This is a genomic window from Paenibacillus sp. 01T443, from assembly GCF_056398325.1.
This window is the reverse complement of the sequence record NZ_JBFTPE010000020.1, coordinates 70,483-88,289: the sequence shown is the minus strand read 5'-3', so window position 1 is coordinate 88,289 and position 17,807 is coordinate 70,483. Positions and strand designations below refer to the sequence as shown.

The 17,807-nt window shown below is 42.7% G+C and carries 9 protein-coding genes and 1 pseudogene; 1 reads left to right on the top strand and 9 read right to left on the bottom strand.

Annotated elements, in window-relative coordinates; all coding sequences use genetic code 11:
* From AC1DLI_RS27445 to AC1DLI_RS27430, 4 genes are all read right to left on the bottom strand, one after another.
* Positions 1–1,163, bottom strand: a 1,163-nt coding sequence (locus AC1DLI_RS27445; RefSeq protein ID WP_477607818.1) for an Ig domain-containing protein, incomplete at its 3' end; no start/stop codon positions are given.
* Between the two features lie 161 nt (positions 1,164–1,324).
* Positions 1,325–2,899, bottom strand: a complete 1,575-nt coding sequence (locus AC1DLI_RS27440; RefSeq protein ID WP_477607816.1) for an ABC transporter substrate-binding protein — start codon at positions 2,897–2,899, stop codon at positions 1,325–1,327.
* 101 nt (positions 2,900–3,000) lie between these two features.
* Positions 3,001–3,900 (bottom strand): carbohydrate ABC transporter permease, encoded by a 900-nt coding sequence (locus AC1DLI_RS27435; RefSeq protein ID WP_477607814.1) that lies wholly within the window; start codon positions 3,898–3,900, stop codon positions 3,001–3,003.
* A 26-nt stretch (positions 3,901–3,926) separates the two neighbouring features.
* Positions 3,927–4,901 (bottom strand): ABC transporter permease, encoded by a 975-nt coding sequence (locus tag AC1DLI_RS27430; protein WP_477607812.1) that lies wholly within the window; start codon positions 4,899–4,901, stop codon positions 3,927–3,929.
* A gap of 264 nt (positions 4,902–5,165) precedes the next feature.
* Here AC1DLI_RS27430 and AC1DLI_RS27425 point away from each other — a divergent pair, with 264 nt between their 5' ends.
* Complete coding sequence (locus AC1DLI_RS27425; RefSeq protein WP_477607810.1) at positions 5,166–7,529, top strand: AraC family transcriptional regulator; 2,364 nt, start codon at positions 5,166–5,168, stop codon at positions 7,527–7,529.
* A gap of 154 nt (positions 7,530–7,683) precedes the next feature.
* Here the strand turns inward: AC1DLI_RS27425 and AC1DLI_RS27420 are convergent.
* The 5 genes and pseudogenes from AC1DLI_RS27420 to AC1DLI_RS27400 all read right to left on the bottom strand — a co-directional run.
* A pseudogene (locus AC1DLI_RS27420) lies at positions 7,684–7,908 on the bottom strand (transposase); the annotation flags it as partial.
* A gap of 234 nt (positions 7,909–8,142) precedes the next feature.
* Positions 8,143–9,504, bottom strand: a complete 1,362-nt coding sequence (locus tag AC1DLI_RS27415) for an alkaline phosphatase (protein ID WP_477607809.1) — start codon at positions 9,502–9,504, stop codon at positions 8,143–8,145.
* A gap of 528 nt (positions 9,505–10,032) precedes the next feature.
* Positions 10,033–11,115: a HupE/UreJ family protein gene (locus AC1DLI_RS27410; RefSeq protein WP_477607808.1), complete on the bottom strand. Its 1,083-nt coding sequence runs from the start codon at positions 11,113–11,115 to the stop codon at positions 10,033–10,035.
* A 196-nt stretch (positions 11,116–11,311) separates the two neighbouring features.
* Positions 11,312–15,631, bottom strand: coding sequence for a discoidin domain-containing protein (locus AC1DLI_RS27405; protein WP_477607832.1), 4,320 nt, complete (start codon positions 15,629–15,631; stop codon positions 11,312–11,314).
* Positions 15,632–16,582: 951 nt separating this feature from the next.
* Positions 16,583–17,695: a LacI family DNA-binding transcriptional regulator gene (locus tag AC1DLI_RS27400; protein WP_477607806.1), complete on the bottom strand. Its 1,113-nt coding sequence runs from the start codon at positions 17,693–17,695 to the stop codon at positions 16,583–16,585.
* Between the last annotated feature and the right edge of the window lie 112 nt (positions 17,696–17,807).

The window sequence follows — 17,807 nt, the reverse complement described above, 5'->3', positions numbered from 1 at the left end:
CCCACTCGCCCTTCTTCAAACCATTTATTAGGGCGTTCCTTTACTGTAATCGTCATATTCTTTCTAGCCGTATTTCCATTTCCATCCGTTACTTGTATCGTAAAGTTGTAATCTCCTGGTTTGGTATTGATACTGATGATGCCTTTGCTACTGTTTAAATCGACTTTTCCATTCACCAATCCGTCGGCAATTGTACCATCGGCATTTAATTCCAAGCCGTCAGGCAGTTTACCCTCTACGATACTCCAAGTATAACCGGGAGTTCCCCCGCCCGCCATAAATTGGAAGGCCGATGCAGCTACGCCGTATTTATTATTCCCTTTCGATTTATTCCATACATATGGCCATTCCTTGTAGCCAGACGGCATGGTTTGGGTTGGAAGCGGCGTTTTAATGGCATCCTCCGTTGATAGTCCTTGCGTGACGATTTTTAGAGCTTCAGTTTCGCCTTCAACCGAATGAACGAGTCCATTGATTTTATTGCCATTTTGGTCCGTAACTCTCCCATAAAACCCAAGGTATGCTGCATCGTTATCGAATCCTAGCGGAACATTATTTGCATTAACATCTTCTGTATACGTATGTTTGATTTGAATCATCAGTTTATTCCAACCCTGCTTTAACAGGACTGCTTGTTTGGTCAAATCCTTTTGTACTTCCACAGATGTGGTCGGTGTAGATACACACCGGTCGTTGACATAAAGTCGATATGAACCGCTGGCGCCTACATTAAAATAAGCTTGTTGTTCTACAGGACTGAATATATATGAGGAAGCGTATACATATTTGTTTTTCGTATCGATTCCTTTCTTCACACTATAATAACCATACAAATCCTGATAATCATCGTAGTTTCTGTTATAAATACGATCATCGAAATATTCCCATTCATGACTTTCGTTATTTAAGCTTAACGGATCGCCGATTTGGGGAGTGATCGCAGCAGTGGCAGGATTTACGCTTTCCCCTACTTCACAAGCATAAATTTTGTCCACGACAGGTGAATCGAAAGGACCTGATACCAGCCATGAGTTAATAAACGGAGCGTTCCCCGTTGCTTGCTGCGCGTTTACCTTCGTACCGGGAGAACCAACCATGAATGATGCAATGAGCATTGAAGAAGTCAATACTACAGCAGTAAATTTACGATAAGTTTTAAACATTTTGTACCTTTCCTCCTTTTAATTATCCTGCGTGATTGCTTCGTAACCGAAACAAGCCCCCGTCTCATTGATCTGATAACACCTTATGAAAGGGGGCTGTTTCGCCAACCTTGGAATAATGCAACGTATTCCAGCCGATTATCAATTACGATTTGCCGCTCTTACTTTCCGTTCACTTTTTTCCATTCGTCGATCTGCTTCTGTTTCTCTGCAATAATGTCGTCGGCGCCAGCCTTTTTCAATTTGTCCTGGAAGATCGGCAAATATTTATCGGGGTCGACCGAACCTGAACCAAGTGAATAGAGCAATTCTTGAACAGCTGCGTTGACGTTGGCAATCTGAGTTTTCACCGGCTCGGTATTGAACGTGAAGCCCATGACTGGAGATACTTTTGCCGTTTTGTCGGCAGCATAGATCATTTCAAGAGACTTTTCGCGTATGGCTACATCTTCATTTTTATCCCATAGCACTCTTCCATAAGACTGGCCGATCTCCCACTCGCTCCAATTAAAATTGTACTTGTCAGGGATCATTTCAATTTGCTTGTCGTTAATTTTTTTGTAATCAATTCCTTCTTGGCCATAAGCGATAAGATGAAAAATTTCATCATTGGTATTCAACAACTCGATCATCTGCACAGCCTTCTCCGGATGCTTCGAATTGGCGCCAACGGCGATCAAAGCCGTAGAAGGTCCGCTCGCCGGAATGAAGGGTTCTGTAAAACGTTTTGAATAAGCGTATACTTTATCTTGCTTATCCGTATGGGGCATGAACGAGCTGGAAGCAAGCTCCGGCATATCGACTGAATCTGGATAAGACTGACCATATTGAGCGGCGATTCGTTTGGCCTTTCTGTCGGGAACATAATCCTTCATCGTAGCGGCATCCTTCTTGATGTATCCGTTTACATACCAGTTTCTGAACGTTTTAAGATAGGCTTTGAATTCCTCCGTATCATACTGGTTGAACACCTTGATGTCCTTGTCATCAAAACGGATCCAACCCGGCATTTTATTGTCCCCAACCGAATCCATGCCGTAGATAATCGGCATATCCGCAAAGTTATCCGCTTGATTGCTGTACTCCCATGGAATCATACCGGGTTCGCCTTTCTTAACGGCGGCGAGGTAAGGTGTCAGATCATCCCATTTGGTCATTGATTTCCAGTCAAAATTGTATTTGTCGGCAAGATCTTTTCTTAACTGAACACCTCTAGCTCCTGCCATCCCCCATACTTGATAGTTAATCGATCCGTATATTTTGCCGTTTACTTTTACGCCGTCCCACATACTTGCCGGAACTCTGGACTTTGTTACAGGCGCGTGTTTATCGAGCAATTCGGTAATGTCCAGATAGGCTCCTTTTGATGCGTTCTGGAAGTAATTCAGATCCCCCCAGCTTCCGGTAAAGGTTAGGTCAAACGGTTCGCCGGAAGAAATCATCATGTTCATTTTTTGTGGAAATGAGCTCCAGTCGTTCACAACAAGCTTTAATGTTGCATTGATCTTCTCCAACGTGATCTTGTTGACTTCTTCCATAACGCGGTCCAAATCTTTCACCGGCGAGTTTCCCATATATAACGTTATTTCAACCGGTTCTTCGTTCTTGGAGTCCACATTGGTCCCCTCTGTCTTGTTTGGCTGATCGTTGTTGGCATTTCCGCATCCTGCGAACGCAAAGACTGCCGCTAGCGTCAAAATCAGCACGAGTGATATTGCTTTTCTTGCTTTCTTCATTGCTGTTTTCCCCCTTTTATGGTAGTACATATTTTTATATAATAGCCTGCAGTAAAATTAACTTGATTATTCTACTGCAGGCTTTTATATCGGACAAGTGATTAAGATTTAACAGCGCCAAGCGTAAGTCCATGAACAAAATAACGCTGTAAGAACGGATATGCCAACACGATAGGCCCGATGGACAAAATGCAAGTCGCCATTCTGGCGCTTTCTCCAGGCAGCATTCCAATAGCTTCTACAATTGCCCTTGAGGCCTGCTCGTTGCTCTGCAAATATTGGATGTTCGTCATCAGCGATTGCAGCAAATATTGGAGGCTGTATAGCTTATTGTTTTCGATAAACAATGCGCTCGTAAACCAATCGTTCCAATAGGCGACAGCGGTGAACAGGCCGATCGTCGCGAGCACCGGTTTGGATATAGGCAGGACGATTCGCAGAAAGGTTCTGAATTCGCCCGAGCCGTCGATTCTCGCTGATTCAAAAATTTCTTCCGGCAAAGCTTTGAAGAAATTTTTCATAATAAGAACATTCACCGGAGAAACAAGAAATGCAAGAATCAAGATCCATATTGTATCTTTCATGTGCAAGTATTTCGTAACCAGAATATAATACGGCACCAATCCACCATTAAAGAGAACGGTAAAGAAGACAAGGAAGGATACCAGATTGCCGAGTTTCATGTTTTTCCGCGACAAGCCGTAAGCCAGCATCGACGACACGAACAGATGAAGCAGCGTGCCGGATAAAGTGACGATGATCGTAATCTTGTAGGCATTTACTATCGATGATGTACCTGAAAAAACATACCAATACGCAAAACTTGTGAACTGCTTCGGGATCAGATGATAACCGTCTTGCAACAATGAATTCTCATTCGTAAAAGATATAGAAAGAACCACAAGCAGCGGAATAATGCATAAAGCGCTGTAAACGATAAACATCAAATTGACAATTAACTTGGAAAACGTAAACTTGTTAACGGATGAAATGTTGCTCATACATGCTTCCCCCTACATTTGTTTGCCTAGAATAATGAACTGTCGCGATCGTATCGCTTAATCAAGTAATTGGACAGCAGTACAAGCACAAGGCCGACAACGGACTGATACAGCCCTACCGCCGATGTCATGCCAAGATCGCTAACGGTTCGCAGCATCCGGAAAACATACGTATCGATGACATCCGTAGTGGAGAACAGAACTCCCGACTCGCGAGGAAGGCTGAAAAACGCCCCCCAGTCCCCAAGGCCTCCATTGAAAATTTTCCCGACCGATAAAAGCAGGAGCGTAATAACAACCGGCATTAATAACGGAATTGTAATATACCTTGCCATATGCAGTTTATTCGCGCCGTCAATTTCGGCCGCTTCATAATATTCTTTCGATATACCGGTAATCGCTGCAACGTATATAACCGAGGTATATCCTACAGACTTCAAGATATAGGCCAAAGGAATAATAAAGCGCCAATAAACCGGTTCACTGTACCATTGAATTGGTTCCAACCCAAGGGAAGTCAAGAATCCGTTCACGATCCCTTGATCGACATTCAACAGAGCATACAGCATATATTCGAATACGATCCAGGATAGGAAATAAGGCAGCAGCATGATGCTCTTGTAAGAAGAAGTAAGCCAGCGGTTCCCGGTTTCATGCATTAAGATCGAGAACAGCAGAGACAGAATGGTAACCGCTAACATAATGATGATATTGTTAAATATCGTATTAAAAGTCACAGTGGTCATCGCGTCCGATTTGAAGAAAAACTCGAAGTTTTTCAGTCCGATCCATTCGCTGCCGAAGATGCCCTTTACAGGGTTGTAGTCCTGAAACGCAATAAGGATCCCCATCATCGGCAAATAGTTGAAAATAACGATAAACAGGAAGCCTGGGAGCATCATTGCATAAAACGACTTGTTCAAACTTAAGTCTTTTATGATTGATATTTTGTGCCGGTACTGCTTTTTATTCCCCATCTGTATGGGTTCTGCTTTGTTCAATGCCATTCACTCCATTTCGAATTTAATTCTGCATATCGATTCTTCGCTGCAATTTCACTCTACACGGGAACGGGATTCCGGAAAACAAAAAAATCAAAATATTCCTTCGATATCCGGCTAACGAGCTTCTCCAAAAAAAGCATTTTTCTTTAAAATGTTTATGTTAAGTGGCAAATCGGAGGTTCCTATCAGGATAAAATAATGGGGATATGCTAATATTGAGTGGATTAGAAATCGTTTTTACTAGGAGGTTCCGACACCAAGATGGCTTTTCCCTTCAAATCGACATTCAATAGCTTGTACGCCAAACTTTTGCTCGCCTTTACCGTTACCGTCACGATCTTGATCTTGGGACTGTCCGTGCTATTGTATCGGAATTTTGTATCAGCTTCACTTGAAAACGTAAACCGAATGAATACGTCCGTATTATCTCAAATCAGCTACAGCATGAATTACCTGGATACATTAACGAAACGTTTCATAACTTCGGTCATGGTAACGCCTTACGTTCCAACCCTGTTGTATTCAAAAGAAGATGATATGTACCTGCTTAGCAATGCACTCAGAAACATCGATCTTCTTACAGTATCGCACGACTATGTTTTTTCCGTTTATACGGTCAGTCTCGAAATGAATCGTATTGCATCGACGGAAACCGGCGGTATTTATTCGAAAGATGATTTTTATGACCGGGATATTCTGAAACTGCTGCAGCAGGCCGATGTTCAAACGTTATCCAGTATGCCGGTGGCCCGTAAAATTCCCAATCCGTATACACCATCGGAGTTTTCCAATGTATACACCTACATCGTGTCCGACCCGCAGATTAACGGCAAACATCTCGACAAGGCGGTGGTCGTCAACATCAAGGCAAACGCCTTGCGAGAATTGATCGTTTCGCTTAACGCGAAAACGGATCATCCCGGAAATGAAATTATCGTCATTGATTCGCAAGGGACGGTCGTGAACCACGCCTCGGCAAACATGTTCTTTAACGACATTCATAAGCAGGCGTATGTTCAGAAAGTATTAGCTTCCGGACAAGCCTCCGGCAGTTTACCAACTGAAATTGGCGGGAAGGATTATAATGTCACCTTTGTCTCTTCCGACAAGCCGAAATGGAAATTCATCAGTTTAACTTCATATGATTCTTTTATGTCCGCCGTCGAACCCGTTAAGGCATCTACCTTGCTGATCTGTATCACCGTTCTTTTGCTTGGATGGTTTTTTTCCATCGCCGTGTCCAGATCGATATATTCACCGGTCGGCAGACTGGTGAATACAGTTCGACAGCGCTTAACMGCTTCGTTCGGCAAAGAGCCTCACCCGGGCGATATTTACTTCTTGCAGGATGTCTTTAATGAAATGGCGGTGAAGAAAGATGAAATGGAACGTAAGCAAAGAGATTATATCGATCCTCTGAGAAACAGTTGGCTGAAAGATCTCCTTCAGGGCAATAAGTATGTTAGTCAACATGAGCTAAAGACACAGCAGGATGAACTTGGCCTGAAGATCGACATGAACAAGCCTCTTCGGCTTGTCCTGTTCCGGATCGACCGCTACCGCGAGTTTGTCGAGCGCTACAACGAAAAAGACCGGTCCTTGATGAAATTCGGGATCGCCAATATTATCTGCGAAATCGCTTCACGAACAAACTGCAATGAAGTGATCGACCTGAAAACTGACCAGTTTGTGCTCTTATTGGAAACGAACGATTCCTACGGGGAAGATAAAATCGATATAGCGGTTGAAATGCTGATCAAATCGATCCAGGAAGCGCTGCATTCCTACATGCGCATTTCGCTATCCGCCTCTCTAAGCGAAGTGATCCACTCCCATGTGCAGCTATACGATGCTTATGCGGATACGTACCGGCTTTCCTTGTACCGGATGATGAAGGGACATGGTTGTCTATTGACTCCCTCATTCGCGGCTGCTATTGATACTTCGGCAGTTACTTTCCCTGAAAGCAAAGCAAAAGTGCTGCTGGACGAGCTCAAGCTGGGGCATCTGGACAAAACGATTGAGGCCTATCGCGAGTTTGTAGCGGTGGTTGCCGGAGCAAGCTACGAACAATTTCTGTCTTCGGTTCTGCATCTCATGGTCATGGTGAAAGCCACCTTGCATGCTAGCCTGGAGCAAAGCAATTCACCGGTATATGACGAGGTTCAGTCCTTCATGACGAACATCGACCGATATGAGACGATGGATGAAATCTATCAGACGTTTGCTTCATTGTTTGCCGAAATGGTCTCGACAAGCGAAAAAAACAAACAAAACAAGCGAAATGTTGTAATCACGAGAGTAGTGAAACACATTGAGTCCCAGTTTCAGGACAAAAATTTGAATTTGCGGACAATCGCCGATGATCTGCAAATGTCCCACATCTACTTAGGGAAAATGTTCAAGGATTTAACCGGCAAAGCGGTTGCGGAATATATCACGGAAGTGCGCATGACGCGCGTCAAGCAGCTATTGGACATAGGCGGCCTATCCACCAAGGAAATACTGGACCAATGTGGGCTGGAGGAATCGAACTACTTCTACACCTTATTCCGCAAGCATTTCGGCGTACCACTATCACAGTACAAGCTGTTGGATAAAAGCCCTGAGAGCCCTGAGCCATAAGAAATGACCAACAACCGATGTACGCGGTTGTTGGTCATTTCTGTAATCTGATCTTGCTCACACAATTGCCGCTTAACTGGAATCAATTGGCTTAGCGTGGGTTTTATGCTATCTCGTTGGCTCTACCTCTTTTCGAACGGAGTTTTCGTGACTTTTACCGCGTTACCTTTTTTCGCCTTTGTAACTTTGGATGGCGATTGCATTCGATGAGAATGACCTGCTTTATAACCACTTCGATTCCATGTGAAATAGTGGCGGCGTTAAAAGCTTTAATACGATTATTGCCGCCTTCTTCGGACGCGTTTGTCCATCAGCATTTATGGAAGTTCACGATCTCCTCTTGCAAATTGCCCATCGTCTTCAAGGTACTTCGGACGGCTTAGCGTTACAAATCATCAATTTTTGATTTTGATAGGGAAACTGATAGTAACCAATTGGAGAAGGTTAAATAAAATCTCATTAAATGGACTTTTTAACAACAATCCCAACTAAACTACTTAGAGGAATGTTTGTGTCGCAGTTTCGCAACACAAACATTCCTCTTTATTTCGTTTAAAGACAATCACCGATTATTGGTGATATTATACCAGAGAAAGCAGCCAGTTAATCTTCATTACTGAACTTTTTCACCCGCAAGAATCTTAAAAATAATTTTTGCGTTGTCCGTATTTTCGATCAACCCTGAAAACATTTCCTTGCCCGGTCCAAAAGCATATACAGGGACGTCCTCTCCCGTATGACCTCCTGTTGTCCAACCTGTGAAAGAACGGGCATTAAAGATCGCTTCGATAGCACCGTCAATTCCACTTTGATCTTTAGTAACGGCTGCGTCATTTACGGACTTAATTTCTGTATCTGTAAGCTGCAGATCAATGTATTTCTTCAGCGTTTCTTCTACGTTTGTGCCTTTAGCGATTTCTGCAGCCATAAAATCCGGCGTACGTTTTGCTGCTTTAAGCGACGATACGTCAAAATTATAAATGCCGTTTGCTCCGATTGATAATCCGCCTGTAGAGTGATCTGCGGTCGCTACGACCAGTGTATTTCCGTCTTTTTTGGCGAACTCGATTGCTTCTTTATATGCTTTCTCGAAATCCTGCATTTCACTCATTGCAGCGACAATATCGTTATCGTGCCCTGCCCAGTCGATTTGACTTCCCTCTACCATTAGGAAGAACCCGTCTTTATCTTTACTTAAACGTTGAATAGCTGATTTCGTCATCTCCTGCAAGGACGGTGTTTGTTCATTACGGTCAATCATCTTATCCATTCCGCCTGGAGCGAATAAACCGAGGATTTGACCTTGTTTATCATTCAACAACTGTTCGCGATTGGTTACAAAGCTATATCCGTCTTTTTTAAATTCTTCAACCAAATTACGATCTTTACGAACAAAGTTATTCAATCCGCCACCTAGCAGAACATCGACTTTATGTTTGCCATTGATCATTTCATTGAAGTAATCGTCTGCAATAGCATCCATATTTTTTCTGTTTATATCATGTGCTCCGAATGCGGCAGGTGTTGCATGTGTAATTTCTGAAGTAGCTACCAGCCCTGTTGCTTTCCCTTGTTCTTTTGCTTGCTCCAAAACCGTTTTTACTTCCGATTGATCATTATCAACAGCGATAGCTGCGTTATAAGTTTTGATGCCAGCAGACATAGCGGTGGCCGCTGAAGCCGAATCGGTAATATTTTGATGTTCATCTTCAGGATACGTCATTTGCATACCTACCTGATATTTATCAAATTCAGTCTTTTCCATTACAGGTGTATTTAGATTGTCATTGAAATAACGATAGGCCGTTGTATAAGATTGCCCCATACCATCGCCAATCATAAAGATAACATTTTTGATTTTTTTATCTTCAGTTTCTGCCTTTACATCAACCGGCATGAATCCCGATACCACAGCAGTGATTGCAATTGATGAAATTATAGCGAACGGCACAACTTTTTTGAAAATTTTTAACATTAGTAATCCTCCTATAGTATAATCGCTTCATGTGTTAGATTAGTAAATTAATGTTTCGGTATTTTCATCCCGTAGGCCAGTTTTCCGTGGATGCTATCGATTTTTGATGCCATTATACTATGGTACCATTACCGTTACTGTCTCGTTACACCACAAAATCAACAAATTCCGGTGAGCGCATAGTGCTAGAAATGACTTCTTAAACTTTTTAACAAATAACATTAAAGTACTATTCCTCCTCCCTGTTGGGATACCGCCAACGTTTTGATGGCTAAGCGCTGCTGCCCCCTGCAAGCCAACCTGTGCCGCTTTATTCTACTGCGCTACGTCAATTCAAGAAAGCCTTGGATTTCGGTAAATCGTTTGGAGACTCCAGCCGATGCCGCCATCGCCTCTGCGCTCAATAGATCTCCTTGCGGCATCGAATAAACGAGTTGTTCGGGAGTTACGCTCCCCCACTGCCCCTGCATGCCTGGACAAGCGGGTTAAAACGGTCTTTTGGCAGCTCTCGCGGTTCAAATAATAGCCTCATTGCAATCTTTGAATCAACCAATAAAATGCCAGCACAAAAATAAGGCAAGACGTTGAAATCATCACTTTTCGATACCATGGGAACCTTCGCAGCCAAATCAAGAGGGGCAGTAATAGGCATAAGATCATCAGTTGGCCCGTTTCTACACCTAAATTGAACATCAGGAGCGTACCAATCATATTGCTCTTTGGAAGTCCCGTTTCGGCCAATGCGCCAGCGAAGCCCATACCGTGAATCAGGCCAAATATGGCTGTCATTACCCAACGCCATTTCGCCTTTTTAACAAAAATATTTTCCACTGCCACATAACAGATCGTCAGGGCAATCAAGGCTTCGATCCAGTACGGGATGACCTTAATGAGGCCCGTCGCCACCAAGAACAGTGTAATACTGTGAGCGATTGTAAAAGCAGTAACAATTTTCAATGCATCCTTGAAGCGAGATGCGATTAATACTAAGGATAACAAAAACAGCAAATGATCAAAACCGAGCAAAATGTGTTCGATTCCTAGTACAAAGTATTTCCACAAAACAGCCCCAAGCTTAGGCTGGGGAAGGTCCTGTGCTGGGTCCTGGGGAAGGTTGATCAGAAAATCTTTATTCGTGCTATCAATTACTTCATGCTGGAAATATTCCCCATCATGGATCATGAGTACACTTGTAAGAGGAGGCGCATCGTCAAACACCAGATCGTAATGAAGATTAAATTGTTCGATTTCTTCRTCTGCGGTAAACGTCAGATGAAATTCTATGCCTCTTACGGTACCCTTATTCGCCATGCTCATCGAATCAAATTCCATCGTTAAGGGCTTCGAATCCACATCTATGCGAAGACCTTTCTGTAGAATGGATTCGATTTTTTGCGAGAACAGTTCCTCGTTCACCAGATTATCCAAGTCAGTACCGAATTGTTGAATCAAGTCTCTTTGATCAATAAAAAGATCATAGAGAATCTCGTTCCCTTCAATGTTTAAATCCGAGTAATTCATACTTAGGGAATGCGCAAGTGTAGTTGTGGCAGTCCCAAAAAATAATAAAATCATTATGATGAACAAGGACAGAAATGAACGCTGCTTCATAGCGGAACCTCTTTTCATGAAATGCTAGTATTACAATCTGCAATATAGTTTATCCGGTTACGAACGTTCATTCTGCAACTTGAACATGTTGGAGGAGAAAATTGATCTCCCCCCGTTTCATTACCGATCCATCCTAAATTTCGCTAATGTGATGACATCTGCGTTTATTCTTTTGGTTTCAAACTCTTGAATTGCTCTACTTTTGTGTCAATAAATATTGAGCGTCTCGCAGCAAATATTTAGCCGCATTGCTTGTGATGCTCTTCCCGCTTTGAGCCTTCACATCATTCATAAAGCCTTTCAGATCGTTGTTTGCCAATTTAGCCAGCAGATTAGTGGTAACATCGGCTTTGCTGATCTCTTTGTTATTAGCAAAGCGTTTCACCAATGCCTTTAAAGAATCGATGCTGGTTGCCGTCTTAAACTGAACGGTCTTGCTTACCTGGTTGCCGGCCAAATCGCTGGAGGATACAACAAGCGTATGCTGCCCAAGCGGCAACTTATAAAGTGGGATCGTCGTTCCGATTTGGTAAGATTGCGAATCGAGCGTCACCTTCGTCTTGCTGCTGTCCACACCAGACAAGTTATCCGTCAATGCGATCTGAGGCGTCAAATCCCCGGAATCTTCATATATGCTGTTGTCTCCCGGTACGGTCACCGCGATCGACGGAGCTTTCTTATCAATACTAACGGATACCGTATGCGCTTGCTCCACGTTGCCTACTTTGTCTACGCTCCAATATACAAGCTTGTGAGCTCCTTCTTCTGACAATACGACGGAAGTTCCCGTTTGTTTAGCGCCATCGTCTACGATGTAGTAGGTATTGGCTACACCCGATCCGATATCGCTTGCGCTTAAGGTTACCGTGACATCTTGATTGACCCAGCCGCTTGGCGCATTGTCCGTTGTCGTTGGCGGTTGATGTTCAACTGCAAAGACATTAATCTCCGCAGCGCTTGCCCACCCATTGTGTCCCGCCGTTGCTTCGAGCTTGACATATAATGCATCTGTCGGATCAAAAGTTGTTACTTTCTCCGCACTGTCGTTTGCCCAAGTTCCGCTTGCAACTTTAGTAAAGGTCACTCCATCCTTACTTACATACACGTTATAGCCTGTAATATTTCCGTTGCCGCCTCCTGGCCTTGGCAAATACGTGACTTTATCGATTGTGAAAGCTGTTCCAAGTTTTAAGGTAATCGATTGAGGGAGAACGTCGGATTTATCCCACTTTGTATGCCAAATCGTTTGTGGGTTTCCGTCAATCGCATTGGATGCAATATCTTTACCCGTTTCCTCGCTTGTCGCCGTTGCCGTCATTTGAGACTGAGGGATCTTATTAACACTTACTCTAATGCTTGTTGTCAAAGGCACGTTATTGGGGTTTGCCACCCCTTTTGGCAATGCTACAGTTCCATTAACTGTGAAGGTCTGTCCTGTCTTTACAGTAGGATCATAGTTTGAAGCATCTACATTCCATGTCACATTGGCATCCACACTGTATGCATCGGTATCCAAGGATACTTTCTTTGGCAATCCAAGGGCGTCCGCTGTCTTCGCCGTTCCGATTGCCACCTGTGTTATGTCAGCAGGCGCTTTGATGCTCATGAGATTCAAAGGTACCCCAGCCGGAACAATCCACGAAAATTCCATTTCCGACAAACCCATATTTCCCTGACCGGATAACTGGAATTTGACCCATGTCACCTTCCTGGTAGGGAAATGTACAGAATAACCGCTCCCGTCATTCGGGATTCCTGAAACCGTCTCAGTGCTTCCGTCGCTGAAGGTAAGTTTTCCGCCTTTCGTCCAGTCGCCTATGTTTGCACGATCATAGAAGGTAATACTGTTGATCGTTTGATTCGTCGGCCAATTCACCTGGATCCATCGACCCTGATCTCCATCATTGCCCCCCGTCCATTCGCCAACGCCCGGTTCCCCCCCTTTGATGCCATCGATCACTTTGTTGGGCAGATAACGGTCATTGGCATATGATGAAGCGGTAGCTGTAGCGGTAGCGGTCGACACTGAGAACTTATTAACAAATACTCTAATGCTTGTTGTCAGAGGCACGTTATTGAGATTTGTTACTATAGTTGGCAAAGTTACAGTTCCATTTACATTGAAGGTCTGTGGAGTCGCTACATTGGGATCATAGTTTGAAGCATCTACATCCCATGACACCTTGGCATCCACTCTGATTGCATCATCGGTAACCAAGGATACGGACTTTGGCAATCCAAGGGCGTCCGCTGTCTTCGCCGCTCCGAATGCCACATCTATTGCGTCAGCAGGCGCAGTGATGCTGTTTAAATTAATATTCTGAGCCAAAATGTCAATGTCCTGCGACGAACGGTTATACATGGAATCGTCGGCGAATACCCTGATTATATATGGCGTATTCGGCGACAAACCTGTAACCTGATATTTCTTGTATACCTCGTATGGTTTCTCCATCGGCATCGAAAGGCTGTTAAACGATTTGTCCACTTTCCCAGTGAGCTTGTTGATAAGCTGAATATTATATTCCAGAACGCGCACATTGTCAGTTGCTTGTTTTAATGTAAAACCAACTCCGTTGTTATTGAAGTCCAAGTAATCTACCTTAATAGATCCCTCATCAAGCTGCGGAGCAATGAGCTCTCTTATATCTTTCCTGCTATAGGTAAAGGCATCTTTGCCTTCGCCAACGATTTTTACAGAAGGTGTCCCTACATATTCATCTGTAGCTAAATTATACTGTTTGATGATCATTCTTGAACCGTAAACCTCTAAGAAATTCACGATCTTAGGTGTGGTAAGATAATTGATATACGAGCCTTCTATATATCCGCCGTATGGACCGTCATCAATATAACTGGAATATGAACTCGCACCGCTGTCGAGATACGTAGCCGCACCCTGATAGTGAGAGCGTTCGTCGGTCGGGTCGTATTGCGTATGACCTGACATATATACCACCTGCGAGAAGTTATTGTCGGCAATATATTTACCTACACTATTACTTGCCCCGCTGCTCCATTGCCCTGACCACACGGTTCCGCTTATAGGGAAGTGAGAAGATACAAATATGGGTTTGGTTGGATCGTAATCCGCTTCATTTTTAATTTGGTTGAGGAGATTGGTGGCTTTTCCCACCGTACTGCTGCTGTTAATATTTCCGTCAAAACCCACAAAATTATATCCTTTTACATTCACCCTATAAGCATCGTTATAGAAATTGTTATCGTATGAATTCGTTGAGGGGTTCCACGCGCCCGCCGAACCGATAGGAATAAAATTTTGGGAACCGGCCCCATCATGGTTGCCTCTTACCATGTACCACTTCGTATTTTTTAACTTACCCTCATTTGTAAGTTGAGTGTGTATTTTTTGCATACCTTTCATAGCCACATCATTATCTTGGCCGGTAATGTCGCCAGGAATAAACATTACGTCGGCCTGTGGGAATAAGCTCAGTTCTTTTGTGTACATTTTTACTCTAGCATCAATTACTCCAGGATCATCACCGACTTCCGGGTCGCTGTCTATAATCACATTTAAACCAGCGGGAGTTAATGTTTTATTGCTTTTTTCATAGATGAAGATGGCGCTGCTTAGTTCACGTTTGTAATAATTGATGGTTTCCGGTGTATATAATTTTACATTTTGCGTTGTTGTAATCGTAGTTGCCGTATTCAAAACCTTTTTCAAATAATCAAAATCGGTTTGGCTGAAGCCGTCACCGAGACCGCCTGCTACTATTGTATTTGCTTCTGCTATTGTGTCGTTAAGTGCGTTCATATCTACTTTATTTACACCGTAACTCTTATAATTAGCTTGAACGATATCACTGCTTAATGCGCCTTTCCAAACACTCAGATCAGCAATATCGAATGAATTACCGCCAAATTTACCCAATCCGTCGCCACCTATATTTAATGGGTTCGGTGTATCTAAAGTTCCGACCCCCAGCGAAGTTTCAGCCATTTCGTAACCATCAATATACAACGACCCGAGCATTTTATCTCTGTCTACCACAAATGTCACGTGACGCCAAGTCGAAGCATTAAACGTGTCGCGCCCAAATTTTACTGAATTGTCCGGGAATCCTAAATTCATATTGACCGAATTGGCTGATGTATAAATTGCCCAGCCTGCGTTAGAGCTCTTAGTAAAATCCTTGTTGGATAATATGACCTGATTATCCTTAGTGTCACCCTTATACCAGAAGGATGTGGTAAAACTGTCACTACCAAAATTCAAGCTATGCGTCGTACCGACATAATTGCCGTCTCCGCTTTCTACGTGCAGAGCTTTGGTCCCGGGTAATACACCGTCCACATAACTATAATTTCCTTTCCCTTCCAAGTTCTCTTGATTTGCATCGTCCATTAAATTATTATCGAATTTCATCGATGCAATAAGGGGGTTGGCATCTACGTCATTATCTTCTGCATTTACTGCGGTGTTCGATAACATACCGAATATCATCGTTAATACGAGGGTAAAGGAAAAAATTATTTTCATTCTTTTCATTCTTTTCACTACAGAAAACCTCCATATTTTAAGTACTCAACTTTCGCAGAGCGAAATCTAACTTAACGGCTTGAAAATACAAGCGCCGTTCACTATTTGAAAAGAAGCTTGTGAAAATAGAAAAACACAACTTCTCCTGCGGTAGGATTCTGTTCCCCTGCTGTGCAGAGCTTTCTCCCTGAAAAAGCGCAGCACTAAGGCCAGTACTGCCTACTAGGGCTATAGCCATTGTTAGTGTTAGAAATGACTTTTTGAACTTTTTTTAAAAAATAACATTGAATGTACCTCCTGTTATTATTTGTAAAAAAGTGGCAATAAAAATGTAATGAACTGTTTATTTATCCTCCCTGTTGCTATGATTTCTTTCCCGATTAAGCGTATCTAAAGTCACTGACAGATTCAACAGCTCTACTTTTAAGGTTTCATTAAGATAAGATTCCTAAGCAACATCAACGAGCTCGTAATGATAAATAATTCAGACATATCAAGGAGCAAACAACGAAAATATAATTATTTTTGTATTTATTTTCACAGTACTGATTACATTGAAGAAACAGCATCGGCATAAGTCGATGTTTTGAGGGATCATCCGGGACCACGAGGAATTTGCATAGGTGATACTTTCGAAGAGGAAATGTCGCTCAAAATGAAGATTGGAAACTGCAGACAGAGTTCATTGCCTGTGATTCGTCATATGCAGTCAGCTTTACTTCCAACCTGCAATCATTTTGTTTTATAATTCGGGTACAATTATTTCTCACGAATTACACATCCCTTCCGTAATCCTTTCAGATCTTTCGGGAAAGGTGCATGCAATATGATAAGATTCCTAAGCAACATCAACGAGCTCGTAATGATAGATAATTCAGACAAAACAAGGAGCAAACAACGGAAAAATGGTGGAAAGGTCACAATAAAGGAACGATTCTCCGTTCACTCTTTTTGTCGCAATTAACGTTCACCTCCCCGCACGAAAACACTATTTCTTTCAATTATTTTTGTATTTATTTTCACAGTATTCTGCTTGTCATCGCTGAGACTCATGCGTTTAATAAGAAGCTTAACGGCTTCCTTGCCTAGCTCGTCTGTTGGTTGTCTTACAGTTGTAAGAGCAACAGGGAGTATCGTTGCCAATTGAATATCTGCAAAGCCAACAATCGATAGTTGATCCGGAACATCAATATTTTGCCTCAAGGCTGAATATAGAACTGAGGCTGCCAAGTAATCGTCTCCGCACATGATGGCAGTTATGTCCGGATTTTCTCGTACAAATTGATCAAGGAGCGGATCATCGTCCGAAAAATTATTACAATCTTTTATTTTTTTTATAATATGGATGTATTGACTTTTAACCGGGATCCCATTTTCAACCAATGCTTTATAGTATCCCTGATGCTGCTCTTCACTGCTGGTAATCGGTGTGATCCTGTTCGTTATTAAGCCGATTTCCCGGTGTCCTTTATGAATCAAATATTGTGCCATTTGATAGGCTCCTTGAAAATAATCGTATAAAACGCAATCCATAAGAGTCTCTTGGAAATATCGGTCAATAATGACAATGGGGTAGCCCTCCGCCTTCAACTTCAAAACTTGTTCACTACAATAATCTCGGGCTCGCGGAAATAAAATAATACCCTCCATTTGATCGTCGACAAGTTGCTGTAGACAGGAATCCTCATCTTCTCTTCCTCTGCTTATTTTTATTACAAGATTGCAATTATACTCTCTTGCCTCTGATTCAATCGAGAATATGATTTGGGACGTATAAGAATCCAAATTGGATACTACCATTCCTATGCTATTGCTTCTCATCCTACTAGATGTTAACTGATTTTTAGTGACGTCGCTTAGAAATGTACCTCTTCGTGGCATACGGTAAACGATTCCTTGATTGGCCAGATAATCAAGTGCCATTTTGGCGGTCATTCGACTGACATTAAATATTTTTACCAATTCCCCCTCAGATGGGACGGGGTCATGTGATTTTATTTTTCGGCGCCTTATGATTCCCTCAACTTCATTCGCTATTTGTAGATACACATTCTGATGTTGTTTTTGCATCATTTGTACTCCTCTATCATCTGTTTATATCACATTTATCTTGTAGTCAGCTGCATGATGCTCCTCGGTTCGACAATTCATTCATACTTTTCTCCCTTGCTACATATCGACGTAG

Excerpts from the sequence above, each read along its gene's own strand:
- AC1DLI_RS27440 (WP_477607816.1), bottom strand. The coding sequence starts at position 2,899 with ATGAAGAAAGCAAGAAAAGCAATATCACTCGTGCTGATTTTGACGCTA.
- AC1DLI_RS27435 (WP_477607814.1), bottom strand. The coding sequence starts at position 3,900 with ATGAGCAACATTTCATCCGTTAACAAGTTTACGTTTTCCAAGTTAATT.
- AC1DLI_RS27415 (WP_477607809.1), bottom strand. The coding sequence starts at position 9,504 with ATGTTAAAAATTTTCAAAAAAGTTGTGCCGTTCGCTATAATTTCATCA.
- AC1DLI_RS27405 (WP_477607832.1), bottom strand. The coding sequence starts at position 15,631 with ATGAAAAGAATGAAAATAATTTTTTCCTTTACCCTCGTATTAACGATG.
- AC1DLI_RS27400 (WP_477607806.1), bottom strand. The coding sequence starts at position 17,695 with ATGATGCAAAAACAACATCAGAATGTGTATCTACAAATAGCGAATGAA.